The following is a 25208-nucleotide window of genomic DNA, read 5'->3' on the forward strand; positions in this document are numbered from 1 at the left end:
ATTATTAGTTATTTAAGATAAATGTTCTTAAAAAATCCGTGGTGTTTTTGAGTTTTCTCTTTGCTGAGCGGCTACTTGTAGATTTTTTATAGTTATTAAAATTTGTTTCAATACTACTACAATAATTTTCATAAGAATCATTGTTCAATGAACCCGCTATAAGACGAAGTGCATATTCTAGCTTCTTTTGATTATTTCTGTATGGCACCTCGTATTCAATGCAAAATCTTGATAGATAATCCTCGATCTCTATGTCGTTTCTTTTTAAATAAGATATTATACTCTCGTTAATGACAGTACCTGCCCAATCCAATGATTCAGCATTAGAATATGCTTCGATTAGTCCCTTCCCAAAAACTGAATTTACAGTTAATGAGTGCATTGATTCATTGAGACAATATAATTCACCGTGTACCAAACTCCCTCTTACAGGGAAAAAGAATAGATTAGTTCTGGCATTAAAAGTAAATGAAATTTTCAGTATCTCTTCTAGCGCAGTTACCGAATCATCATTACTCCAGAAAATAATCGTATCTGAAAAGTTTAAACAATTTATATCTGTTCCCGATGTATCTGGAATAAAACCACCTTTTGTTTCAGTAAGCTTCCCGGATGCCATTGCATTCCCAATCTCTCTAAGATTGTTTCCAATAATAAATTTTTGTTTATCCATACTATTATTTAGAATGAAATCTTTAAATCCTAAATAATCAAAATAGGCAACGAATTTTTTTTCCACTATTGAAATTTTCCGGTTATTGTCACGAATTATTATGTGAAAATGCTATCTGAGTTATAAACTTCTCCGTCACAAGTAAAGTAATAGCCGAAACCTAATCTTTTCTTTATTTGAACCAGACCAAGGTTATTTCTGAATTGTATAGGATATTCCTTTGGAGTAGTAGTTAGTATTAATTCACCATTTCTGTTTAAATATTCAAATTTGTTATTCCCACGATTAGTACTTGCTAAAGCAACACCGTACTTAAATCGTTCTGCATATTCATACTTACATTCAGAAATGATTTGGCCAGATCTACTTATATATCCATATTTTTCTCCGTCAGTATATACAGCAATACCATTGTAGAAATTCGAACAGATAGAAAATTTAGTTGAAATTTTACAGTTTATAATTTCATCGAAATTTGTATTAACAATCATTGCTTTATCTTTTGTTTCAATAAAATCAGTACCCATAAAGAATGTTTCGTTTTTTTTAAGTGTGAATCGAACACAATATTTCCACTTTTGTCTATATAGTTTTGATTTCCCGAATTAGTATTACCTGGCATTTTAATTACTGCAAAACCACTTGAAAATATCTCAGCACTTTCAAAATCAAAATCACGAATCAAATTTCCTTCTTTATCAATATAACTATACATATACCAAGATAACCCATTACCAGAATCCCTGTTTGCGACTAAACTGAGTCCTTCAGAATATGGATAGACAATATCGAAGGTAACGTCGGTTAATTTTGTATCATTAAAGTGAATGAACCCTTTTGTTATTTTATTATCAAATAGATTTCTATCATCGTAGTAATTTCCGATATTTTTTTTAGGTGAATAATCAACAATACCCTCTGATAGGAAACCAAGATGAGCGTATTTAAATGGTAATATTTGTTCTCCGTTTTTATCTATTGAACCGAATTGTAAGTAGAAACCTGGTCCCATCCAGCCGAGTTCTTGTTCAGTCTTAATAGCTACTGAAGCCCATCCGGCGTTTAAGTCTCTACATGAATCATATTTAAAGGGAGTGATAAAGTCGCCTTTCTCATTTAAGTAAGCCCACTTATTGGAATTATTTTTTACTCGTGCCAATCCATCCTTAAATGGGTTTGCGTCTGTATAGATTGGATCTATAACAATAAATTTTTCTGAATTGCAATATCCCCATTTACCGTCTTTTTGAAAGGGGATTAATAAAGGTTTTTGAAAATTTTCAGAATCAATATCAACTTGCTCATAATAATTTTTTTTAATGTCAAGGATAAGTGAATGTGAATTATTAGAAGAGATTGAATTTTTTATTGAATCAAATCTAGATTCGTATGAATCAGTATAGATTTATTTTCATCCTTATCAATAATAAATATACTTTCATTATTATATAAGTTTGCTTTGTTTGTCCAATTATAACTTCCATAGATCAGAGTTTCCCCATCAATCAGTGCAAATTTTTCATGATTTAACTTTTCCTTATTTTTGTTGAAAATAACTTTACAACCAAGTCTTTCTAATCCTTCAAAGAGCTTTTTAAGTTTATTATTGACTTTATCATCTTCGATAATTAATTCAATATCTATACCTCTACTCTCAGCAGAATATAATGATTGAAGTAATTCAACTGACGTGAACCAAGGAACACTTATTTTAATCCATTTTTTTGCTTGATTTATTTCTGAGATAATTGATTGCTCAATATTTTCAAAAATGGTTTTCATTTTGGAAGCATTTCAATTGAAACTGCACTTATCTTAAAATAGAAAAACAGTTTATTTAAGGTTGAATGACTCTAACGACATTCTATTATAATTTAAAGCCACTCTTAGCACAAATCTGATTTAAATATTTTCGCTTGAATTCCCAATCGCACATCCCCACCAAATTTCATAGTTTCCATAAATAAACAATTTTCGAAAACCAAGGAGTGATGATGAATCGATTTTTAAGACTATTTGTGGCAATCCTTTTTTTAGGCTTAGCCTTTCTACTTTCGGGATGTGGCAATAATAATCAGATGGAAGAATCGTCAGCGGCAGAAGGAGGGATGACCATCGAAGACCGTCTCGACCAATACACCACGTTTGAGCTGAATACGGATATCAGTGAATTCACCCAGAACCAGAGAGACATGCTCTCACTTTTGATTGACGCCGCCCAGGCTATGGACGACGTTTTTTGGGAAGAAGCGTATGGATATCACAACGAATTGCTGGAAGAAATTGATGATTCCGATCTCTGGGAGTTTGTGGAAATTAATTATGGTCCGTGGGACCGGTTAAACGGGGACGAAGCGTTCATCGACAGTGTGGGGGCGAAGCCACTTGGTGCGAATTTCTATCCTGTGGACATGACCAAAGAAGAGTTTGAAGCATGGGATTCCGAAGACAAAGACGATCTCTATACACTGGTTCGAAGGGACCGCGACGGAAATTTGATGACGGTTCCCTATCACGAAGAGTTCAAAGAACAGCATGAACTTGCGGCTGATAAATTAAGAGAAGCTGCGGCGTTGGCTGGAAATCCCGGCCTTGAAAAATACCTGTATGCCCGGGCAGAAGCACTTCTGACGGACGAATACCAGGAGAGCGACATGGCCTGGCTGGATATGAAAACCAATCAAATTGATATCGTGATTGGCCCGATTGAAACGTATGAAGATCAACTCTACGGTTACAAAGCTGCCCACGAAGCGTACGTGCTGGTTAAAGATATGGAGTGGAGTGACCGTCTTTCCAAATATGCCGAAGTGCTGCCTGTTTTACAGCGTGGTTTGCCGGTTCCGGATGAGTACAAGCAGGAAGAACCCGGTGCCGATTCTGACCTGAATGCGTATGACGTGATTTATTACGCGGGCGACAGCAACGCCGGTTCCAAAACTATCGCTATCAACTTGCCGAATGACGAAGAAGTTCAGCTCGAAAAAGGAACGCGTCGGCTCCAGTTAAAAAATGCGATGCGTGCGAAGTACGACAAGATCCTGGTGGATATTGCCGATATGCTGATCGTGGAAGAGCAGCAGGAACACCTCACATTTGATGCCTTTTTTGCCAACACGATGTTTCATGAAGTGGCACACGGATTGGGAATCAAGAATACTATTAATGGAAACGGAACGGTTCGCGAAGCCCTCCGAGAACACGCATCAGCCCTCGAAGAAGGCAAAGCCGATGTTCTTGGGTTGTATATGATTTCCGAGCTCCGCAAAGACGGAACAGTAACAGACGGCGTCATTGAAGATAATTACACGACGTTTGTAGCCAGTATTTTTCGGTCGATCCGGTTCGGAACCAGCAGCGCTCACGGACGTGCCAACCTGATCCGTTTCAACTACTTCGTAGAAAATGGCGCCATTGCCTACGATGAAGACCAGGAAGCCTGGCGTGTAGACTATGACAAAATTCCTGAAGTAACCGATTCTTTATCAAACCGAATTCTCACTTTCCAGGGAGATGGTGATTATGAAGGCGTTGCCAATTTCGTAGAAGAGTACGGACAGGTCAGCCCGCAATTGCAAAATTCGCTCGACCGTCTCGCCAATGCCGGCATCCCCACAGATATTGTGTTTGAGCAGGGTAAAGAAGTGTTAGGGCTTTAGGGAACAGAGAAACAGGTTGATTTATGAAACTCGTTCCGAAGGTCCTCCTTCGGAACGGTCCAATGAAGCTCTGCTTCTATTCACAGGAACTGGATTCAAGTGAAAGGAAGCGGAGCTTCCGGGAGGCGTTCCAAAACAGAGCTTTGAAACGAGTACGCTTAACCTTATTCCATCGTAGCGCCACTGGCAACTTCGCGATAGAGTTTCCAGCCGTCGCCCTGATTTCGGAAAATCATGATATATGTATCGGGTAATTCTACAGGTTCGCTTTGGCCCTCTGGCGTGTAATAAGAAACCGTACTACCCATCTCAAATGCCCATTCATTATTGATCACTTCAATCTCATTGGGTGTAATTGATAAGGAGTCGTAGGGCAGGGGACCTTGTGCTTGTGCTTTCATGTCCATCCAACCTTCTGACGCTGGCAAGACCATGATCGTGCCTTCTGTCATCATAGATCCCAGAGTTGCCATATCACGGGTTTTAACGGCTTGCATGAAGTTATTTCTCATTTCATTAATATCAGCTATAACAGCTTCGCGGTCAACGGTTCCTTGCATATTTGCAGCATCTTCAGAGGGAGAATCGCAGGAAAGGAAAGTGAGGATAATGATCGATAAGAATGTCAGATTGGTATAGTTAGTTTTCATGAAGTTTCCCTTTATCAGATTTTAAATTTTGATAAGCCAATTAAATAAAATCTGTTGGAATAAAAAAAATTTATCTGTAAGTGGAATAAAATCAGATAAATGGAAGCGATTTTTGGAATGGGTAAACAAAGAAACTGATCAACCGATTAACCGAGAAACAGAAAAAGTTAATGAGCTAAATTTTACACTTTAAAATTAATCTGTTTCTCGGTTCCTCTATTTCTCTGTTTAATTTTTATTCGCTTCGCAAGCTATTTACTGGATTTTCTGTTGCGGCTCTGTATGTTTGAATGCTCACCGTCAAGGCTGCGATTAACATGGAAAGGATTAATGCTGCCAGGAATGGGTAGAAATCCAGATCGATTCGGTACCTGAAATTGGCCAGCCATTCTCGCAGAAAGTACCAGGCAATTGGCAGACTGATGATGTTAGAAAGCAAAATCCATTTCAGGAAATCTTTGCTCAGTAATAAGCTGATTCCACCGGTAGTAGAACCCAGCACTTTTCGGATTCCGATCTCTTTTCTACGCTGTTGAACTGTAAATACAGATAATATAAACAGTCCGATTGCTGCAATGGCTATTGCCAGAAGAGAAAAGTGACGGATCATTTGCGAGAGAGTTTGTTCGGTATTGTACTGCTGGGCAAAGGATTCATCCAGAAAATCGAATTCAAATGAGCGATTGGTAAGAAATGATTTCCAGACATTTTCAATCTCTGATAAAGTGGAATTTAGATTTTGGGTATCCAGTTTTATGGATAGGGTTGGAAGTGCGCGTGAGTAAAACATAATCAGCGGTTCCACTTCATGGCGGACCGTTGCAAAATGGAAATCCCCGACAACACCCACAATGCTCAGGGTGGTTGGATTGTCGCTGGTGGCTCCAAATGTTACAGTTTTATCAGTGCCTGTATCCCACCCGAGCATTCGCAAAAAAGCCTGGTTAACCAGTACAGAATTCCCGGAATCGGCATATTGAGTTGAAAAATTACGTCCCTCAAACATTTCAATTCCCATCGTTGGGATATAAGTGTCATTGATATTTGTCACGCTTGTGATGATGTTTTCTTCGGAAGAGATTCCTTCAGGGGTTACTCCGGATCGCCCGTACTGAGAACCTATCTGCTGAGAAGAAGCTCCAACAAAAAGAACGCCCGGGATGTTTGACAACTCCTGATAAAAGGTCTCGGCATTCTCAGGATTTGCGAACTGGCCGGCATTGAGTGTGATAATCTGATCCCGTTCGTATCCTAAATCAGCATTAAAAATGAAGTCCATTTGCTGGTAAACCACCATTGTTCCGGCAAGAAGTGCAATAGAAATTACAAATTGCAAAACCACGAGCGAATGGCGCAGGAGAGAACCCTTTGAACTTGATGAGAATGTTCCTTTTAAAACGGAAGATGGATTGAATGACGAGAGAACTGCGGCCGGGTATAGTCCTGAAAGGACTCCAATCAAAAGAATTCCTGTGATTGAAAGCCCGATAAATTCTGGAGTCAGCAGCCAGTTCATTTCGGCATAACGGCTGTAAACATCATTCAAAACCGGGATAGAACTATACACCAATACAATAGAGGCAGCAAATGCCAGGAATACCATAAAAATGGATTCAACAAGATGTTGAGCAATAAGCTGGCTTCGGACACCGCCAACGACTTTTCGCAACCCAATCTCTTTTGCCCGGGAAGCGGAACGGGCGGTCACCAGGTTTACGTAGTTGAAACAGGCGAGAATCAAAACCATAAAAGCAATGGCAGACATGATATACACATTGCTGATATCACTTTTTCGATTGTTCAGATCAAACAGAATATCCGAAGAGTTCAGGTGGACATCCGAAAGGGGAATGAATGTTGGGAAGAACATTTCATAGCCGCCGTTGTTTGTGGCGATTTCCATCAGTCGGTCGGCATATGCTTCCGTATCCCGGGGCCGGTCGAAAAGCACATAAGTCTGAAAACTGATAGAACTCCACGATTGCAGAAACTGGGCAAATCCGTCTTGTCCTTCACCTGGAACCATTGCCTGTAGCATCTCAAACTGGAAATGCGAACTTGGCGGCACGTCTTCCATTACTCCAACCACTTCAAGCAGATTTCCCTGTTGGTTTTCAATTGTATGGCCGATGACATTATTACTCCCAAACACACGGTGTGCAAATCCTTCGGTAACTACGATGGTACCCGGTCTTGTGAGGACATCATCATAGGTTCTCTGAAGCAGTTCAAAATCAAAAATTTTAAAGAAAGAATTTTCCGTCAGGTAGGAAGTCTGAACCAGGTAGTTTTCATTATTGTAGCGAATGGTTGATTCTCCCTGGTTCGAAATGCGGACCGTTTCTTCAACTTCGGGCAGATTTTCTTTCATGGCTTCGGCAAGGGCCGGATAAGAAACGCCCACTCTTTGAGAAGAAACACCCCGGGCTTTATCTACAGTTACAACCCGCGCAATTCGGTCGTACTTTGAGTTGAATTGATTGAAGCTGAGATCCTCCCAAACATAGAGTCCAAGAATGATAAATGCTGAAATTCCCAGGACCAATCCAATAAGATTTACACCGGTGTATGTTTTGTGTTTGGTTAGATTTCTCCACGAGGTGAGGAGGTAGTTTTTAAACATGCTGGAGTGGTTTTAGATTATTAAAAGAGATGCCCGATTTTTGAACACTGCCTGTCTCTACGGTGGAAAAATTGCATAGTTTCGGTAAGGACGAGACAGTGAGGAAAAAAGGTTTAATGAAACAGAGAAATGGGTAAACCAATAAACTGAATAAAGATAAAGTTTTCGAGTCAGTTGCCAGACTCAAACGTTTTACCCGTTCCGAAGGTCCTCCTTCGGAACGCACCCCTGAATCTCTCCTTCTACTCAAACAAGATAGAACCTAATCAAAGCAGAGTGTACTTGAGGCAGAATGAATTCTCTGAAAAGCCAAGGGTAACATTTGATTTTTTTATTAACAAGTTAGGGGTTAATATCTAAATACTTTGCACTTATAAATAAACTCACCTTATAAATAGTGGGTTTTTAGCAGATGATTTAAAAAATCTCACTTGACAAAATCATTCGTTTTGAATAGCGTTGTTCTGTTATTCCCCATCAACTCATCACAGGAGGCAAAAAGATGACAGAATCGCGGCTGAATCTTAATCTTTTCACCAAAGTTCAGGATGATATCGAAAAACGGCAATACATTATCCTGGCAGAACTCAAAAAAATCTCCGGCGAATTTCAATATTATAAAATCTATCCGCATTTAAGCGGACTCGTTGAAATTCGCAGAACACTGCAGGATGTGATTGACCGGCTGGCTGATCTGAGAAGTAAATTTCCGAAACGAATAGGAAAAATCGACTGGGTAAACCGAACGATTGAACACGAAGTGGTCTTTGTGGACGGAACCGATTTGAAAGCTGTTGAGGATCTCATTACATGGGCACTGCCAAAAATCGACAAAGTAATTCATGAAGGCATCGCCATTCACGATTATGTTGAGAAAGAACTATCGGTTGAACATGTTGGCATTCTGCCCAATTACCGGGATGAGGGCTACTTTTTTGTACCGGATAACCAGGAATTGAAGCTGAATCTTTTTCGGTTTGAGGTATCCATTTTTCAAAGTGCGGAAGACCAGTTTCGTTCTTTGAAAACAAAGTTTTTGAAGGCTCTTGAACAGGGAAGAGCACACCTTTCGCCGGGTTCTATTAAACTGGAACTCATTCGCCAGGAAAGAGAACTGCCAAACCCCGCAACTTACGCATTTGATACGCGCCTGGATTTTCCCTTTGCTCACACCATTCTACCCGTTGCAAAAAGGAAACTGATGCAGACGATAACAACTCAGTCTTGAGTGGTGAGTCCTGAGTCGTGAGGTTTTCTAAAATATTTCTCTTTGTAAGGTATTTTGAGTTTGTGGCTCTTACAAGTATAAACGCTAGTTAATATCAAAGAGTAATGGATAATTTTAGGAACCTTATTGTATGGAAACGGACAGTTGATCTTGCTACTCTGATTTATAAGGAAACATTAAATTTTCCAAAATCGGAGTTATATGGATTGACTTCACAAATAAGGAGAGCGGCTGTTTCTATCAGTTCAAATATTGCTGAGGGAGCGGGTAGAAGATCAAAAAGGGAGTTTGCGAACTTTCTGAGTATTTCATATGGATCAGCATGTGAGTTGGAAACTCAACTCTTAATCGCCAAAAATCTAGGATATGTAAAAAAAGATGATTTCAAAATCCTCTTTTCTGAAATCGACGAAATCCAAAAAATGCTCTACTCTCTTGGAAAGAAGCAAAAATCCTGAGCCCAAAAACTCACGACTCATGACTCTGTCCTCTTGATTAATATTTCTCAAACCAGCCCAAAATATACGCCACTTTTCGTATCAAATTGCTCGGGGTAGAGGCGATGGAGTGAGAGGAGTCCGAGATTTTTACCAATGCGGAAGGGACGCCCTGTAATTTTAATGCCTGGTAGAATTGCTCACTTTCGCTTACAGGTGTTCTGTAATCATACTCCCCAACCAAAAGCATTGTAGGAGTTGTAACATTTCCGACATATGAAATGGGAGAGCGTTCGAGATATTGTTCGGGATCATCCCAGGGATATTCAGAAAACCAGTACTTGTTGAAAAATGGATAACCATCTGATGTGAGGACAAAACTGTACCAGTTAATGACCGGTTTTGCTACAACGGCTGCTGCAAATCGGTCGGTGTGACCAACCGCCCAGGAACTCAAAACTCCACCGCCACTTCCCCCGGTGATATACAGTTTTTCCTCATCGATATATCCCTGGCCAACTACATAATCTACGGCATCCATTAAGTCGTTATAATCTTCGCTGGGATAATTGAGATTAATATAGGAAGCGAAATCGCTTGAGTAACTGGTGCTTCCACGCGGATTTGTATACACAACCACAAACCCTTTTGCCGCCATCAATTGTAACTCCGGCGTGAAACGTGCGCCATAATTGGTGTAAGGGCCGCCGTGAATTTCAAGAATCATCGGGTATTTTTTATTGGGATCAAAATCCGGTGGAGTGATAATCCAGCCCTGAACTTCAAAATCATCGACGGATGAATCCACCCAAAATTCGGTGGTTTCACCCAATTGTTTGGATGAGAGAAATACCTCGTTCAGATTGGTGATTTGAGTAACAGCCATCCGGGTTGGATAATGGCCCACCGCGAGTTCCGTTGGCCGGTCAGTGGCTCCTGAAGTAATTGCAAATCGTCCATTCTCAGCAACCGAATAAGATCCGCCACCATAAGGCCGCCCGATACTGGATGTTCCAAGATTGGAGACAAGAGTAGAAATATCTCCATTCAAACGAATATTCCCGACTTTGGTATTTCCTTCTTCGTCATATAAAAAGAAGAGTGAACGGCTGTCACCGGCCCAGGTAATATTCCCGATATCCACTCCTAAATCATCAGAGATCTTTTGAAGGTTTGATCCGTCTCTGTTCATGATATATAAATCCGTCAGTTGATAGCCAACAAATTCATCTTCATAACCTGTGTAGGCAATGTACTGGCCATCGGGTGAAATTTTTGGATTGCTATGCGGTCCTCGTTTATCCGTGATTTGGTTCAGCTCTCCGGATGTAATATCCATTTCAAAAATTTGTTCGTTGTTTGGATCAAGATCAGCGTTGCCTGTACGATCTGCCGTAAACAAAATGCTTTCTCCGTCGGGCGTCCAGGATGGTGAAGAGTGATTGTAATTCCCCCCGGTTAATTTTCGGGGTGCGCCTCCTTCTGCAGAAACCATATAAATATGAGAATAAGTCTCCTCAAGTACTTCAAAACGGCCATCGGCTTTAAATTGAACATAGTCGATCACTGTTGCTCCATCGGCCCATTTTGCTCCTTTTGGAGGCGAAGGGAGGTTGGCGATCTGAGGTTTGTCGGACGGAAGTCTCATCGTGAAAAGTAATTTGGTTCCGTCTGGTGACCACTGCAAATTTCCGGGACTGTGAGTGAGGTTGGTGATTGACGAAGTTACACCACGGTCCATCCATCGTACAAAAATCTGGCTGGATCCTTCTTCAGATGAGGTGTAGGCTATCTTTGATCCGTCGGGTGACCAGGTTGGTGTTCCATAGGATGATTTGCCGGAGGTCAGCGGTTCGTGCTCATCCCCGCTAAAAGAGATACTCCATAAATTTGTATACCGGCGATCCGTCATTACATCAAACTGATGGCGAACATAAATAATGGTATTTCCATCAGGTGAAATCTGGGGATTGTCTACAAACTGAAGATCATAAACATCCAGATAATCAAAATTGGTTTTTTGGGCTTGAATTTCCTGGTTTAGTGAAAGTAAAAAAAGAGGGATGAGAAGGAATATTAAATGTTTTTTCATCAGGAAAAGTAAGCTTTAGATTTTGGAATTTTGATATGGGAAAGGGTATCCGCTATGGAGTCATAAAAAGCGGCGAATCTGTTTTTGTAATCAATTCGTGGGTGGTGGAACCAAATGTGAGGCGCTTAATGGCAGATACGGCATGTGCACCAAGTACGATAAGATCTGCCCCGATTTCTTTTCGTCGTTTCAAGATAGCCTCGCTTATTTTATCACCAGCCATAAATTTCTGAGTTACATTCTTAAAATCGTGTTCGAGCAGGTAATCATTGGCAAAATCAAGAATCGTTTCTGATGAAGATTCGGAATCGTCATTGTCTGTTTTAGAAATATGCAGGAGTTCGATTTCCAAATCCTTTCCAAAAGGAGAGAGGTGGGCAAAGCTTTTCAGGGATCGGGATGCCGGGCGACTTCCATCAAATGCAATCAGCACTTTATGAACTTCCTCAAAATGATGGGTGACAATCAACGTTGGCGAAACCCCGTTTTTAACAACCTGGGCAAGAGTTTTGGTCTCCTGTTTTGGTTCATTGTAGAAAAAGTGTGAATCGCGCCCTACAACTAACAGGTCGTGGTATTTCATTCCTTCGATGATCCGGTCATACGATGCACCTTCCTGGGTGATAGCGGTATAACGGACTCCTGATTTTTCAACACTGCTTTCAAATTTTTCAAGCAACCTTCCAGCTACATTCCGGCTGTTGTCTGTTAGTTCTTCCCAGAGATTTCGTGCATGGTGTGTCTGATCGGGATCGCCAATGATTCCGGTCGGATAAATATTGCTTGTGTCCACCACGGCAAGTCCGGTAACCGAAGCGTCATTTCGTTCAGCCAGTGAAATGGCGTATTGAGTAGCGATAGGAGTGTCTTCGTCGGGGTCGAGTGCTATGAGTATGCGCTTAATCATTCGAGTAATTTTTTTTGATTTTATATTCGCAATGTATCAAGAGAGAGGCTAAAAGGAAATATGTATTCATGGATCAGAAGAGAGTGTTTGGATGTGTGTTTGCTACTATATGATGTACAATAAAACACTTACAACCAACTACAGTCAAAACAGAATTTTCGCGGTACTGCAGAAATCATTATAATCATCTGAACCATAACGGCTAACAAACTACCAAAACATCTTGCTCATTTTCTGCCATGAATGAAAAAGCCAAAGCATACTGGAAAGAAAACCTGAGATTGCTCACCATTCTACTTGTGATATGGTTTCTTGTCTCTTTCGGGTTCGGAATTATATGGGTTGATCCGTTAAATACGATTCGATTGGGAGGATTTCAATTAGGTTTCTGGTTCGCTCAGCAAGGCTCTCAGTACGTGTTTGTCATCCTGATTTTTATATATGTCTACCAAATGAACAAACTGGATAAGAAATTTAAATTCGATGAAGTTGACGACGAACATTCTTCAGATCAGCCTCAAACGGAGGTGCATTAATGAGTATTCAAGTCTGGACCTTCATCATTGTCGGGGTTACGTTTGCGCTATATATTGGGATCGCGGTTTGGTCCCGAGTGGCCTCTACCAGTGATTTTTACATTGCCGGTGGGCGGGTTCACCCCGTAGCCAATGGCATGGCAACAGCCGCCGACTGGATGTCGGCCGCATCATTTATTTCCATGGCCGGCCTGATTGCTTTTCTCGGTTATGACGGATCTGTATACCTGATGGGATGGACCGGCGGGTATGTGCTTTTGGCGTTGTTATTAGCCCCATATCTGAGAAAATTCGGAAAATTCACCGTGCCCGATTTTGTGGGTGACCGATATTATTCAAGCACGGCGCGGGTTGTGGCAATTCTTTGTGCCATCTTTATCTCGTTCACCTATGTAGCCGGGCAGATGCGGGGCGTTGGTATTGTTTTTTCACGATTTCTGGATGTGGGAATCACAAGCGGTGTTTTGATTGGAATGGTGATCGTTTTCTTCTATGCGGTTTTGGGAGGAATGAAAGGGATTACCTACACACAGGTCGCACAATATTGCGTGTTGATATTTGCCTATCTTGTGCCGGTTATTTTTGTCTCGATTTTGATGACCGGAAACCCGATTCCCCAGCTCGGATTTGGTGGAACGTTGGCTGACGAACCGGGTGTTTTTCTTTTGGACAGGCTGGATGGGTTGATGACTGAACTTGGTTTTACGGCTTATACGGACGGCACGAAACCTCCAATTGATGTCTTTTTTATAACCGCCGCTCTGATGGTTGGAACTGCCGGACTTCCCCATGTGATCATACGGTTTTTTACCGTCCCAAAAGTAAAAGACGCCCGGATTTCTGCCGGATATGCTCTCATTTTTATTGTCGCCCTCTATAGTACCGCACCTGCGGTAGCTGCCTTTGTGAAAGCAAATTTGATTAACGATATCAGTAATGTTGAATATACCGAAGCGCCCGAATGGTTCCACAACTGGGAGACTACGGGTTTGCTTCAGTTTGAGGATGCCAACAATGATGGTCGCATTCAATATCACGCCGACCCGGAAATAAACGAATTGACAATTGACCGGGATATTATGGTTCTTGCAAGTCCGGAAATTGCAAATCTGCCGAATTGGGTTGTAGGGTTGGTCGCCGCTGGCGGACTGGCAGCAGCACTTTCAACCGCTGCGGGTTTGTTGCTTGTACTCGCTACATCCATAGCCCACGATCTTTTCAAACGAACGTTGATTCCCACGATGAAGGAGAAAACGGAGTTGATTGTCGCGCGGGTAACTGTGTTCTTTACGGTTTTAGTGGCCGGGTATTTCGGTATTAACCCCCCGGGATTTGTAGCCCAGACTGTAGCCTTTGCATTTGGTCTGGCAGCAGCCTCATTCTTCCCGGCTATTTTGATGGGAATTTTCTTCAAGCGAATGAATAAGGAGGGCGCAATTGCCGGGATGGCTGCCGGAATTATATTTACGGCTGCTTACATTATTTATTTCACCTTCATCAATCCGGAACTCAATAATGTGGATCATTGGTGGTTTGGAATTTCGCCGGAGGGTATCGGGACTTTAGGGATGATTTTAAACTTTGTAGTTGCAATAACAGTCATGAAGTTCACAAAGAAACCACCTCAGGAAATCCAGGATTTGGTGGAAGATATTCGTATTCCGAGACAAATGAGAGCGTCGGATAAGGAAGATTCTTCTGATTAGGCACCTGCTCAAAGTTATAAAAGTCATTATGACCGTGACAATCTCCACAGTCGGGGATTGCCACGCTACGTTCCACTCCGCTCGCAATGACTTCGTCAACGTAATAAACGTCATCGCGAACGGAGTGAAGCGATCTCCAAGCGGTGCTTCTACAAAGCTTAAATCATGAATTGGGAGATTGCCGCGGTCGCAAGCTCCCTCGCTGATGACAGAAAAAAAATAATTAGCTTAGCTGTCAGTATTCTATCAACCGATTCAACGTCTCTTTCAATCTATATTTAGCTAAATAACCCCGTTCCATATTTTTGTTGAATGGGACGGGCGTATGAAGAGAAGAACAGCGCATGACCGGAGCATCCAGAAATTTAAAACCTCTTTCCATAATTCCGGATGAAATTTCACTCATCGGGCCAAGAATTTCAGAGGGTTCCTGAAGCAGTAAAACTTTGTTGGTTTTTTGAACGGAATGGAGAATGGTTTCCCAGTCGATCGGTGCAAGAGATCTCAAATCAATAACTTCAAGATCAATTCCTATTTTAGCATACATGTCGGCAATTTCTTCTGCCCAATGAACCCCCAATCCATAAGTGATGATGGAAATATCCGATCCTTCACGAACTACATTCGCTTTTTCGAGATCTATCCGTTTGCACTGATCAGGAGTTGTTGATTTGATACTTCTGTAAAGCCGCTTGTGTTCAAAAAAGAGAACGGGATTTGGATCATACAAAGCCGTGTATAACATATTTTGTGCATCCTCAACAGAAGACGGAACCAAAATTCTCAGCCCGGGATGTTGCATAAACCAACCCTCGGGGCTTTGAGAGTGAAACGGACCTGCGCCGACATCTCCTCCATGAGGAGCACGAATGGTGATGTTCAAATCCGGTAACCATCGGTAGCGGCTTTTGGCGAGGTTGTTGATGATCTGGTTGAATCCGCATGAAATAAAATCTGCAAACTGCATTTCTACCAATGGCTTAAAGCCTTCAACAGCCAGACCGATCGCTGCCCCGATTGCCCCTGATTCAATGATCGGTGTGTTTCGAATTCGATCTTTTCCAAATTCCTCAACAAAACCTTCGGTCGCCTTAAAAACTCCGCCGTATTCAGCAATATCCTGTCCAAAAAGAATGAAGGAATCGTCTTCTGTAAAGGCCTGTTTTTGGGCAAGATGAATGGCATCAATAAATCGTTTTTCCGAGGATTTCCCATCCTTTGATGTTGAACCTTTTGTCGGTTTGGGTTGAGGAGAAAGGCCAGCCCGTTTGAGTTCTTTTTCAACCTCAAAAACCGGTTCATCTGCATGAAGGGCTTGCTGTAAATCGTCTTCAAAAGTTCCGCGGATCTCATCCCTAATATCCTCAAGCCGCTTTTTGCTTTTCGAATGAGTATTCTCACGCATCCAGTTTTCAAATCTGAGAATGGGATCTTTTTCTTTCCACTTTTCAAACTCTCCGTCGGGTACGTAAAACGTTCCAGATGCTTCTTCATGCCCGCGCATACGAAAGGTCATGGCTTCAATCAAAACGGGTGTTCCATTCAAAGCAGATTTTCGGGCTTCCTGAACGGCATCCTGAACCGCAAAGAAGTCGTTACCGTCAACTTGCATTCCTTTTAAGCCGTAGCCTGCAGCACGATCCACGAGGTTTTCGCAGGCATACTGTTCAGCAACAGGTGTGGAAAGGCCGTATCCGTTATTTTCAATCATAAAAATGACCGGCAATTTCCAGACAGCGGCAAGGTTCAGCGCTTCGTGAAAATCGCCTTCGCTTGTGGCTCCGTCACCGCAAAAACTTATGGCAACCTGGTTGGAGCCTTTCAATTTTTGAGCCAGGGCAATGCCATCTGCTACCGGCATGGTGGTGGCAAGATGGGAGATCATCCCGAATATTTTATGCTCAACGGAACCAAAATGAAAAGAGCGGTCGCGTCCGCCGGTAAATCCGTCCGCCTTCCCCAAAAGTTGACAAAACAGTTTGTAGATAGGTACGCCGCGTGTTGTAAAAACACCAAGATTGCGGTGCATGGGAAGAATATAATCGTTCTTGTCGAGCGTGAGGGCAGTGGCAACGGAAATTGCTTCCTGACCAATTCCTGAAAACCATTTGCTGATTTTATTTTGCCGAAGCAGGTTAAGCATCCGTTCCTCAATGAGCCGGGGAAGCAGAAGTGCTTTATAGATTTTTTCAGCTTCGGATTTTGTCAGTTTTTTATCAGTTTGGATCACACAGGACAAGATTTATTGAAAAATTTGACAGGTTCACCTCCCTAATTTGGAAGTATTACCACCCCAACAGATACGCAAAAATAAGCGGAGCTACAATGGTAGCATCAGATTCGATAATAAATTTTGGTGTATCAATTCCGAGTTTTCCCCAGGTAATCTTTTCGTTGGGTACCGCACCAGAATATGAGCCATAGCTGGTTGTAGAATCACTGATTTGACAGAAATAGGACCAGAGCGGCGTGTCTTTTAAACCGAGATCCTGTTCCATCATCGGGACGACACAGATGGGAAAATCACCGGCAATACCGCCTCCAATCTGAAAAAATCCTACTCCATTCTGTGAATTTTTTTGATACCAATCGGTAAGCATCATCATATATTCAATCCCTGACTTCATGGCCATCGGACTGGTTTCACCTTCAATACAATGTGATGCAAAAAAATTACCGCACGTGGAATCTTCCCAGCCGGGTACAATAATCGGAATATTTTTTTTGGCGGCCGCCATCAGCCATGAATCATCAGGATCAATCTGGTAACTGCCTTTCAAATCGCCACTTAAAAGTAAATCATAGAAGTACTCATGAGGGAGATATCGCTCATTTTCTTCCGTTGCTTTTACCCATCGTTTTACCAGGTGATCTTCTATCCGGCGCATCGCTTCTTCTTCAGGAATACACGTATCAGTAACACGATTAAAATGTCCTTCCAAAAGTTCCTGTTCATCCTGTGGGCTCAGATCGCGATAATTCGGAATTCGCTTGTAGTGATTGTGCGCAACAAGATTAAACACATCTTCTTCAAGATTGGCTCCCGTACAGGTGATGATATGAACCTTATCCTGGCGAATCATCTCTGCAAGAGACAATCCAAGCTCGCCGGAACTCATGGCACCGGCCAGGGTGATCATCATTTTTGCACCGGAATTGAGTTGATCTTCGTAAGCTTTGGCGGCATCAACGAGGGAGGCTGCATTAAAATGGCGAAAATGGTGAGTGATAAAGTTGGATACGGGTCCTTTTTTACTCATCTGATTATGATTTTTGGCTTAATAATTGAGTAAGATTGTTGTTTAATTTGCAACAAGAGAGGGATTCATGATCAGTCATGATATCCTAAAATTTCAAGCATTTTATCTACCGTTTGCTCATCACGATAAAGATAATCAAACATATTTCCATCCTCATCAATATCCACAACAACATGCTTGGGAGAAGGAATCAGACAGTGTTTGATGCCTCCATACCCGCTAATCGAATCCTGGTAAGCACCGGTGTGGAAAAACCCTATGTACAGCGGTTCCTGATCATCGTCCGAATAGACCGGAAGCAGCACTTGCTGATTCAATTCTTCAGAATTGTAGTAATCGGAATGATCACAACTGATTCCGCCGATATTAATTCTTTTATACTGATTCTCCCATTTGTTAACAGGCAGAAGAATGAATTTTTCATTGATAGACCATGCATCGGGGATGGTATTCATCAAACTGTTATTAACCAGGTACCAGAGCTCGGTGTCGTTTTGCTGTTTTTGTTCCAGAACCTGAAAAATTACGGCTCCGCTTTCTCCAACGGTATATTTACCAAATTCAGTAAAAATATCGGGTTCTTCAATCCCGGCATCCGCACAAGTGTCTTTGATGTTCAGGACCAGTTCCTGAACCATGTATTCAAAATCGTAATTAAAATTGAGGCTATTTTGAATCGGAAAGCCACCGCCAATGTTTAATGCAGAAACTGTTGGCACCAACTTCTTGATGGATGTAAAAAGCGCCAGGGCTTTTTTGAACTCATTCCAATAATACATGTTGTCGGTTATACCGGAATCCACAAAAAAATGAACCATCACAAGTTCGAAACGGTCATCGCCAATAATTTTCTCATTGATAAAATCAAGAAGCTCTCGTTTGTTAATCCCCATCCGTGAGGTGTAATAGGCCGCCTGCGGATCTTCCTCAATACAGATTCGAACACCAATTTTAATTTTTTGGTCCGTCTGCAGCATCTTCAACTTTTCCAGTTCACGCATGTTATCCAAAACGGTTATGGAATTTGAAAACCCATCATTAATCAACCTGCCTATTTTCTTGACATAGTTATCCGTTTTATAACCGTTGTGAACAATCGTTCTTTGTTTGTCAAGTTTTCCCTGGTTATACAGATTTTCGATTAAATCGATATCAAACGAAGAGGACGTTTCCAGCGAGACTTTTTCTTTAAGCGCTTTGCTTACTACATGATTGAAGTGGCAGCATTTTGTGCAGTAACAAAATTCATATCGGCCAGAATAGTTGTTCTGGCTGATCGCATTATTAAACAGTTTTCTGGCAGTCTGTATTTTTTCTTTGATGTCGGGCAGATAGGTAAGCCTGAATGGCGTCCCGTATTTTTCAATCAGTTTGGAGAGGTCTACGTCATTGAAACTCAGGTTCCCATTGATCAGGTCGAAACCGTTTTGAGGGAAATCGTAGGTCTGATCAATGAGCTCGTAATACGAATTTTTCATTAATGCTTAATAGGGTAGGGTTATGAAAATTTTGGGTAATAATGTATGAATTTGTACTCTTTTTTCTTCTCATTTATTTTCATCAGAAAAAATGAATTCGATAATCCTATCTTCAGGATTAACAACAAAATAATGAACTTCATCGGTCACTAAAATTCATGGTGATTGAGATTTAACCTGATATTAAATGAGAAGTTTTGAGTCTCTCAGTTTCTTTTTTTAATCAAAAGTTACTCTTCTAACGTAGGGACAATGCGGTGTTTTGTTCCTTGTTCGTATGCATAGGCAATTTCAAGTAGTACGGGCTCACTCCAGGCACGCCCAAAAATGGAAAGTCCAACCGGCAGTCCTTCGATATTTCCCATAGGGACAGTGATGATTGGATATCCTGCTCTTGCAGATGGTGAGCTTGAAGAAAGTGAAAAATTGTCTCCCAAAATGAGATCGGTTTTCCAGGCTGGTGAACCGGTGGGAGAGATAATGGCATCGAGATTGTGTTCGTCCATCACACGATCAATTCCATTTTCCCTGCTTTCAGTAAGCATTCGTTCAAGTGCTTCTTTATACTCTTCTGAATCGAGATTTCCTTTTTCCGATGCGGAGATGATGAGGCTTCGATCAAACCGTTCGGTTTCGATAGATTCATTTTGTGTAAGCTCAGCCAGTTCTTCAATACTGGAAACCGGTGCATCTTCTCCAAGCGAGGCAAAATATTTATTCAATCCGTCTTTGAATTCATACAGAAGAACCTGGAAGGCATCTCCGCCAATATTTTCTTTTGAGATTTGGTCCATTTCAATTACAGTTGCGCCCTGTTCTTTAAAATAATTAACAGCCTCATTCATCAACGTATCCACCCGAAAATGATTTCCCATCGGGCCTGTGTAGAAGCCAATTCTCTTTCCCTCAAGCCCGGACTCATTTAAAAATCGGGTGTAATCTTCATACCGGTTTTCATCGCTGGTTTCAGTCAGTGCGTCATTTGGATCAGTTGCTGCTAAAGCTCCCAAGAGAATCGCAGCATCGCGTACGGTTCTTACCATAGGACCGGCGCTGTCTGTGTGATAAGAAATCGGGATAATTCCATCCCGGCTCCATAAACCCACAGTCGGTTTCAACCCAACAATTCCATTTGCATTCGACGGGCAAACAATCGATCCATTCGTTTCTGTTCCAATTGTGATTGTTGCCAGATTTGCAGAAGCAGCCACTCCGGAACCCGAACTGGAACCGCATGGATTCCGTGTTGTGTCATACGGATTATTTGTCTGTCCACCCAAACCGCTCCATCCACTTGAGGAGAAATCGCTGTGAAAATTGGCCCACTCACTCAGGTTTGCTTTTCCAAGAATGACGGCACCCTGTTCTCTGAGTTTTTGGACGATGAAAGCATCATTCGGCGGAATTGATCCTTCCATAAATCTTGATCCGGCTGTGGTTGGCATGTCGGCCGTATCGATATTGTCCTTCAAAATGATTGGAATTCCATGAAGTACACCTCTTGAATTGCCATTCTGTAATTCTTGATCAAGTTGTTCGGCTGTTGAAATGGCATCAGGATTTATATAAATGATGGAGTTCAACTCAGGACCTGATTGATCAATTTTTTCGATTCGGTCGAGGTAAGCCTGGACAACTTCCCTGATCGTGAATTCCCCATTTTCATATCCCGTCCGGAGTTCATTAATCGTGACTTCTTCAAACCGGAAATGTTCAGAAGCACGTTCGTTGGTTGGCTCGGATTGATTACATCCGAGAAGGATCATAAATAGAAGCGGAAAAACGATTTTGGTAACTTTCATAGAAATTGAAATGAGCTATATTGAATGGAATCAGATAGAAGAATATAGAAAAAACAGATGAAGCGAGAAGATTTCTATGAGCGGGTGTATGAGGTTGTTGCAGAAATTCCTGTTGGATGTGTAACCACATATGGTGCTATTGCCGGACACCTCGGTGTTCGTTCAGGTGCCAGAATGGTTGGATATGCACTGAATAATCTCATATCAAAAGAAGGAGAGCATTACCCTGCACATCGGGTGGTGAATCGACTTGGCCAGTTAACCGGTCGGGGTCATTTCCCCGACGATTCCATGAGGGAGCGACTTGAACAGGAGGGAGTGGAATTTACCGAAGATTATACGGTGGATATTGAGAAACATTTCTGGGATCCGGATGAGCATCTTCGATAAGAAAGTTATCTGATGGCCTGGATTTTTTCAATCAGCAGCGGTTAAGCGTGTTTCCTGTTTTTTGTAAAACTTGTGAACAATAGAAAACCAGCTAAACCGGCAATCATTAAACCGATCATTAAAGCAAGAATAAACCCGAGTGTGCTCCATTCAATGATTCCAAGAAGAGCAACGACGATTAAAATCAAAGACAGAAAGAAAAGTAGTTTGACAAGTTTCATGCGTTGAAGGATTAGGTTTGAGTTTTCACATTCAATACCTCACTACAAATGCGCACAACATTTTGCCTGAACTTACTTCTTTTTTTGAAGTAACTCAATACACCTATATCTATGTGAATCAGTTGGTTAAGATGCTTTTATGAATAACCAATCCAAACCGCGATGGCGATAGCCACTGCACAGATAACAAGCAGTTTTATCATCAAGGGATAGATAAACCGGAACCAACGTTCGTAGGGAATGTTGGCCAGTCCGAGAATTCCCATTAAAACGGCGTTTGTGGGTACAATCATATTCATTAAACCATCCCCCAGTTGATAGCATAAAACGGCAACCTGTCGGGAAACGCCAACGATGTCGCCGATGGGGGCCATCAACGGCATGGTTACAAAAGCCTGTCCGCTTCCAGAAGGAATGAAGAAATTCAAAATACTTTGGACGAATAACATGCCAACGGCAGCAATTTCAGCCCCGGCATAGGAGAGGGGAGTTGCGAGTCCATTAACGACCGTATGCAAGATTTGGGCGTCTTCCATCAGCAGGGCGATGGATCGTGCCAATCCGATCAGCAACGCTGTACCGGTTAATTCAGCAGCTCCTTTTGAGAAAACGGAAGCGGTATCGTTCACTCCCAATCCACCGATGATTCCTGCAATGATGGCGAGGGCAAAAAAGATGGCGCCAAGTTCAATGATATACCAGTGCCACAGCCATATGCCGATAATCACCAATACAAGCGCAATAAGTGTAATGCCCAGTACGAGTATTTTTTTTGTATCCATTGCAGGATAGCTCATGTTTTCATGTTCATCTTGCTCAATTCCTTTCATTAAACTGGACTCGGGATCTTTCTGGACCCGTTTTGCATACGACCAGACATGATGAAATCCGACCACGAGTAACGGAACTGCCAAAATCAGGCGATACCACATTCCGGACGTTGGGGTGAGTTCTGCAATATCCTGCGCGATAAGAAGTGTAAATGGATTGAGGACGGCAACCCCATATCCAATTCCGTAACCCACCACCATTGTGCCGATAGCAGTGATGGCATCCAGGTTCAGTGCGATGCATAATGAAACCAGTATAATCGCAAAAGGAATGTATTCTTCGGCCATTCCTAAAGTGGCGGATGCGGCTGCAAATGCTATCATCATAAGAAAAAGAAGAGGGCCGGGTTGATTGCCAAATGTATTAAGAATTTTTCCAAGCAACGCATCAATCGCCCCGGTTTGGCGAATTACAGCCAGCGATCCGCCAATAATCAAAACGAAAAAGATAATTCCCTGTGCATCCGCGAATGCTCTTGGAACCACTGTGAATAGAGATGTAACCGGTAAATACTCTTTGTCCGGTATGGTATCAAATGAGTTGGGGACCACCACTTCCCGACCGGCTTCATTTTCAAACGTTTCAAAATGTCCCGAGGGAACAATCCATGTGAGGATTAATGCAGCAACCATCAGAAAGAACAGAAGGGCGAGAGTGTGAGGAACTTTAAATTTCAATAGAAGATGGATTGGTTAAGATTCTCACGAATGATACTAATTATGAATCAAACATTTGAGAAATATCAATCCACGATATTTTACTTGAAATTCCCCTCCCACGGGGTAATGGGAGGGGATCCACCTCTCTTGCAGCTAAATAACAAATCGGTCAGGTTATGATGAGTTGTATCATCGTAACTTTAAAATGTTTCCAGATTAAATCTTTTTGATCAGAGAAAAGACAGATGTGAAAATGAAGCTGAAATTAAATCGTTCAACTTCTCTTTTATCAAATGAAACGGCAGTCTAATGAAGGAGAGTGATTAATTAGACTTATCGGATTTTTTGTTCCGATTTTTTGATCTCTTGAAGTCCTCATTTTTCAGCGGATCCCAAATTTTATTCTTGGAATCTTTGTCACGTGTGAGGGGAGCAACCAATACATCAAAAACCTCTTCCGGCAATTTGGTGTATTGTGCGGTTACCTGTTCAGCGGCTACATCAAAGTGCCACTCAATTCTCTTGGCAAATACTTCTTCCAGGTTTTTGATAGCTTCTTCATCTTCTTCATTATTCGTACTCAACGTGCGAAGGGCCTGGATGATTTCCTGTTGCCCCAGAAGTAAAGCTTCCATCAGCGCTTTATTGGTGATTACCGTATTCAACAAAACCTTGAGAATCTGCTGATTCTGTAGAATTTTTTGGAGGGGATGATCCGGTGATTCGATCTCTTTTTTCTCAACCCGTTCCGGTAAATCATAGACGCCACGGTGAACACGAACAATCAAGCCCATGCTGGTCATTTCAGAAAGGCCACTCCGGGCATTATTGTAATCCAAACCGGTTTTCTCAACAATATCCTGGATTTGCATCTCTTCGCCGGCTTTATCTAAAACTTCAATAATTTTAGCTCGACGTGGTGATATAGAATTGCGCTTCGTACTCATAAAAAAATGGTTTAACTGAATATTGACCAGATCGAGAAATATTACATACTATAGTAGATTCTTTTTAGATGATTTGCAAATACATAGCTGCTTAAACAACGAACGAAAACCGGCTTTCATTCATCGTCCAAATTATTGATCGAAACTTTCCTTCATGTCCATCAAATTGATTTGTATTTTGGCAGTGAACCAACGTTGACAAAACACATTTTGAATGAAGTATATTGGAGGACATGTCAGTGCCGCAGGTGGTGTTGCAAATGCACCCATTCGGGCACATGAAATCGGGGCGACCGGTTTTGCACTTTTTACAAAAAATCAACGCCAGTGGACCGCCAAACCGTTAACAGAAGAAGATATTATCGGGTTTAAGCAAGCTTGTAAAGCCCACAATTACCCGATAGAAGCGGTGATGCCTCACGATAGTTATTTGATTAATCTCGGGCATCCCGAAAAGGCTGGATTGAAAAAATCGAAAGATGCGTTTCTGGATGAACTGCAAAGATGCGAACAACTGGGAATACAAAAGCTGAATTTCCATCCGGGGAGTCACCTGAAAAAGATCAGTGAAAAAGAGTGCATTAAAGTGATTGCAGATTCAATCAATGAAGCACTCGATCAGACCTCTTTTGTAAAAGCTGTCATCGAAAATACGGCTGGCCAGGGAACCAACATGGGCTACCGATTTGAGCATCTTGCAGAGATGATTGAACGGGTTGATCAAAAAGAACGGGTTGGAGTTTGTATTGATACGGCTCACGCTTTTGCCGCCGGTTATGATGTTTCGACTGAAGACGGTTTTGAAGATACTTTTCATCAGTTTGAACAAATTGTAGGTTTCAACAAATTGATGGGGATGCATTTGAATGATTCCAAGAAAGCGCTGGGATCCAAAGTTGATCGCCACGAAAGCTTGGGTGACGGCCTGATCGGGTGGACTCCTTTTAAAATGATTATGAAAGATTCCCGGTTTGATGGAATCCCGCTCATTCTTGAAACACCTAATATGGAGAGATGGGCAGAGGAGATCGAACAATTACGAACCTGGGCCGGTGATACAATTCATCCCACAATTTCAGAAAAAGAAAATATTTCCAAATAAAATTCAA

General features: G+C 41.8%; 22 protein-coding genes. 7 read left to right on the forward strand and 15 right to left on the reverse strand.

The genetic code is table 11. From position 1 onward, the window contains the following. Positions 1-4: 4 nt before the first annotated feature. The 4 genes from L0B18_RS10765 to L0B18_RS10780 are packed head-to-tail and all read right to left on the reverse strand — an operon-like array spanning position 5 to position 2455. On the reverse strand, positions 5-739 hold the full coding sequence (locus L0B18_RS10765; RefSeq protein WP_234571777.1) for a hypothetical protein: 735 nt from the start codon (positions 737-739) through the stop codon (positions 5-7). A gap of 32 nt (positions 740-771) precedes the next feature. After that, entirely contained in the window at positions 772-1200 is a 429-nt protein-coding gene (locus tag L0B18_RS10770) for a WG repeat-containing protein (protein WP_234571778.1), read from the reverse strand. Further along, entirely contained in the window at positions 1161-2078 is a 918-nt protein-coding gene (locus tag L0B18_RS19865) for a WG repeat-containing protein (protein WP_370647583.1), read from the reverse strand. Before L0B18_RS19865 ends, L0B18_RS10770 begins: the two co-directional genes overlap by 40 nt. Next, entirely contained in the window at positions 2039-2455 is a 417-nt protein-coding gene (locus L0B18_RS10780) for a phospholipase D-like domain-containing protein (RefSeq protein WP_234571780.1), read from the reverse strand. The genes L0B18_RS19865 and L0B18_RS10780 overlap by 40 nt, the downstream gene beginning before the upstream one ends. A gap of 212 nt (positions 2456-2667) precedes the next feature. Between L0B18_RS10780 and L0B18_RS10785 the strand changes: the two genes are divergently transcribed. Continuing rightward, positions 2668-4332, forward strand: coding sequence for a dipeptidyl-peptidase 3 family protein (locus L0B18_RS10785; protein ID WP_370647584.1), 1665 nt, complete (start codon positions 2668-2670; stop codon positions 4330-4332). A gap of 164 nt (positions 4333-4496) precedes the next feature. Here the strand turns inward: L0B18_RS10785 and L0B18_RS10790 are convergent, their stop codons facing one another. Both L0B18_RS10790 and L0B18_RS10795 read right to left on the reverse strand, forming a co-directional pair. Beyond that, positions 4497-4982: a YybH family protein gene (locus L0B18_RS10790; RefSeq protein ID WP_234571782.1), complete on the reverse strand. Its 486-nt coding sequence runs from the start codon at positions 4980-4982 to the stop codon at positions 4497-4499. Positions 4983-5217: 235 nt separating this feature from the next. Then, entirely contained in the window at positions 5218-7605 is a 2388-nt protein-coding gene (locus tag L0B18_RS10795; RefSeq protein WP_234571783.1) for an ABC transporter permease, read from the reverse strand. 502 nt (positions 7606-8107) lie between these two features. On the opposite strand from L0B18_RS10795, the gene L0B18_RS10800 reads away from it, so the two are divergent. Continuing rightward, complete coding sequence (locus L0B18_RS10800; RefSeq protein WP_234571784.1) at positions 8108-8833, forward strand: hypothetical protein; 726 nt, start codon at positions 8108-8110, stop codon at positions 8831-8833. A 104-nt stretch (positions 8834-8937) separates the two neighbouring features. Next, positions 8938-9291 (forward strand): four helix bundle protein, encoded by a 354-nt coding sequence (locus L0B18_RS10805; RefSeq protein ID WP_234571785.1) that lies wholly within the window; start codon positions 8938-8940, stop codon positions 9289-9291. A gap of 37 nt (positions 9292-9328) precedes the next feature. Here the strand turns inward: L0B18_RS10805 and L0B18_RS10810 are convergent, their stop codons facing one another. Both L0B18_RS10810 and L0B18_RS10815 read right to left on the reverse strand, forming a co-directional pair. Then, complete coding sequence (locus L0B18_RS10810; protein WP_234571786.1) at positions 9329-11362, reverse strand: S9 family peptidase; 2034 nt, start codon at positions 11360-11362, stop codon at positions 9329-9331. Between the two features lie 52 nt (positions 11363-11414). Beyond that, on the reverse strand, positions 11415-12269 hold the full coding sequence (locus L0B18_RS10815; protein WP_234571787.1) for a universal stress protein: 855 nt from the start codon (positions 12267-12269) through the stop codon (positions 11415-11417). 239 nt (positions 12270-12508) lie between these two features. Here L0B18_RS10815 and L0B18_RS10820 point away from each other — a divergent pair, with 239 nt between their 5' ends. Then, positions 12509-12805 carry a DUF4212 domain-containing protein gene (locus L0B18_RS10820; RefSeq protein WP_234571788.1) on the forward strand — a complete coding sequence of 99 codons (297 nt, stop codon included), beginning with the start codon at positions 12509-12511 and terminating at the stop codon, positions 12803-12805. Next, positions 12805-14511 (forward strand): sodium:solute symporter family protein, encoded by a 1707-nt coding sequence (locus L0B18_RS10825; RefSeq protein WP_234571789.1) that lies wholly within the window; start codon positions 12805-12807, stop codon positions 14509-14511. Before L0B18_RS10820 ends, L0B18_RS10825 begins: the two co-directional genes overlap by 1 nt. A 235-nt stretch (positions 14512-14746) precedes the next feature. Here L0B18_RS10825 and L0B18_RS10830 read toward each other — a convergent pair whose 3' ends face one another. From L0B18_RS10830 to L0B18_RS10845, 4 genes are all read right to left on the reverse strand, one after another. Then, entirely contained in the window at positions 14747-16741 is a 1995-nt protein-coding gene (locus tag L0B18_RS10830; protein ID WP_234571790.1) for an alpha-ketoacid dehydrogenase subunit alpha/beta, read from the reverse strand. Positions 16742-16796: 55 nt separating this feature from the next. After that, positions 16797-17771, reverse strand: coding sequence for a deoxyhypusine synthase family protein (locus L0B18_RS10835; RefSeq protein WP_234571791.1), 975 nt, complete (start codon positions 17769-17771; stop codon positions 16797-16799). A 71-nt stretch (positions 17772-17842) separates the two neighbouring features. Then, positions 17843-19249 carry an arginine decarboxylase gene (locus tag L0B18_RS10840; RefSeq protein ID WP_234571792.1) on the reverse strand — a complete coding sequence of 469 codons (1407 nt, stop codon included), beginning with the start codon at positions 19247-19249 and terminating at the stop codon, positions 17843-17845. A gap of 230 nt (positions 19250-19479) precedes the next feature. Beyond that, positions 19480-21051, reverse strand: a complete 1572-nt coding sequence (locus L0B18_RS10845) for an amidase (protein ID WP_234571793.1) — start codon at positions 21049-21051, stop codon at positions 19480-19482. 57 nt (positions 21052-21108) lie between these two features. On the opposite strand from L0B18_RS10845, the gene L0B18_RS10850 reads away from it, so the two are divergent. Continuing rightward, positions 21109-21441, forward strand: coding sequence for an MGMT family protein (locus L0B18_RS10850; RefSeq protein WP_234571794.1), 333 nt, complete (start codon positions 21109-21111; stop codon positions 21439-21441). A 41-nt stretch (positions 21442-21482) separates the two neighbouring features. Here L0B18_RS10850 and L0B18_RS10855 read toward each other — a convergent pair whose 3' ends face one another. The 3 genes from L0B18_RS10855 to L0B18_RS10865 all read right to left on the reverse strand — a co-directional run bounded on the left by L0B18_RS10855 (position 21483) and on the right by L0B18_RS10865 (position 24099). Next, a complete protein-coding gene (locus tag L0B18_RS10855; protein ID WP_234571795.1) occupies positions 21483-21662 on the reverse strand; it encodes a hypothetical protein in 180 nt (59 codons plus the stop codon). 137 nt (positions 21663-21799) lie between these two features. After that, positions 21800-23170, reverse strand: coding sequence for a YfcC family protein (locus L0B18_RS10860; RefSeq protein ID WP_234571796.1), 1371 nt, complete (start codon positions 23168-23170; stop codon positions 21800-21802). Between the two features lie 305 nt (positions 23171-23475). Next, the gene (locus tag L0B18_RS10865; RefSeq protein WP_234571797.1) at positions 23476-24099 is read right to left on the reverse strand and encodes a hypothetical protein; all 624 of its coding nucleotides are present in this window, start codon (positions 24097-24099) and stop codon (positions 23476-23478) included. Between the two features lie 214 nt (positions 24100-24313). Here L0B18_RS10865 and nfo point away from each other — a divergent pair, with 214 nt between their 5' ends. Then, positions 24314-25201: a deoxyribonuclease IV gene (gene nfo / locus L0B18_RS10870; RefSeq protein ID WP_234571798.1), complete on the forward strand. Its 888-nt coding sequence runs from the start codon at positions 24314-24316 to the stop codon at positions 25199-25201. Positions 25202-25208 lie beyond the last annotated feature (7 nt).

The sequence above is a fragment of the Rhodohalobacter sp. 614A genome, assembly GCF_021462415.1.
Taxonomy (GTDB): Bacteria; Bacteroidota; Rhodothermia; order Balneolales; family Balneolaceae; genus Rhodohalobacter.

Coding starts and splice junctions, on each gene's coding strand:
- L0B18_RS10850 (WP_234571794.1), top strand. CDS start 21,109: ATGAAGCGAGAAGATTTCTATGAGCGGGTGTATGAGGTTGTTGCAGAA.
- L0B18_RS10805 (WP_234571785.1), top strand. CDS start 8,938: ATGGATAATTTTAGGAACCTTATTGTATGGAAACGGACAGTTGATCTT.
- L0B18_RS10790 (WP_234571782.1), bottom strand. CDS start 4,982: ATGAAAACTAACTATACCAATCTGACATTCTTATCGATCATTATCCTC.
- L0B18_RS10815 (WP_234571787.1), bottom strand. CDS start 12,269: ATGATTAAGCGCATACTCATAGCACTCGACCCCGACGAAGACACTCCT.
- nfo (WP_234571798.1), top strand. CDS start 24,314: ATGAAGTATATTGGAGGACATGTCAGTGCCGCAGGTGGTGTTGCAAAT.
- L0B18_RS10800 (WP_234571784.1), top strand. CDS start 8,108: ATGACAGAATCGCGGCTGAATCTTAATCTTTTCACCAAAGTTCAGGAT.
- L0B18_RS10810 (WP_234571786.1), bottom strand. CDS start 11,362: ATGAAAAAACATTTAATATTCCTTCTCATCCCTCTTTTTTTACTTTCA.
- L0B18_RS10845 (WP_234571793.1), bottom strand. CDS start 21,051: ATGAAAGTTACCAAAATCGTTTTTCCGCTTCTATTTATGATCCTTCTC.
- L0B18_RS10785 (WP_370647584.1), top strand. CDS start 2,668: ATGAATCGATTTTTAAGACTATTTGTGGCAATCCTTTTTTTAGGCTTA.
- L0B18_RS10840 (WP_234571792.1), bottom strand. CDS start 19,249: ATGAAAAATTCGTATTACGAGCTCATTGATCAGACCTACGATTTCCCT.
- L0B18_RS10780 (WP_234571780.1), bottom strand. CDS start 2,455: ATGAAAACCATTTTTGAAAATATTGAGCAATCAATTATCTCAGAAATA.
- L0B18_RS10820 (WP_234571788.1), top strand. CDS start 12,509: ATGAATGAAAAAGCCAAAGCATACTGGAAAGAAAACCTGAGATTGCTC.
- L0B18_RS10855 (WP_234571795.1), bottom strand. CDS start 21,662: ATGAAACTTGTCAAACTACTTTTCTTTCTGTCTTTGATTTTAATCGTC.
- L0B18_RS10795 (WP_234571783.1), bottom strand. CDS start 7,605: ATGTTTAAAAACTACCTCCTCACCTCGTGGAGAAATCTAACCAAACAC.
- L0B18_RS10835 (WP_234571791.1), bottom strand. CDS start 17,771: ATGAGTAAAAAAGGACCCGTATCCAACTTTATCACTCACCATTTTCGC.
- L0B18_RS10865 (WP_234571797.1), bottom strand. CDS start 24,099: ATGAGTACGAAGCGCAATTCTATATCACCACGTCGAGCTAAAATTATT.
- L0B18_RS10825 (WP_234571789.1), top strand. CDS start 12,805: ATGAGTATTCAAGTCTGGACCTTCATCATTGTCGGGGTTACGTTTGCG.
- L0B18_RS10770 (WP_234571778.1), bottom strand. CDS start 1,200: ATGGGTACTGATTTTATTGAAACAAAAGATAAAGCAATGATTGTTAAT.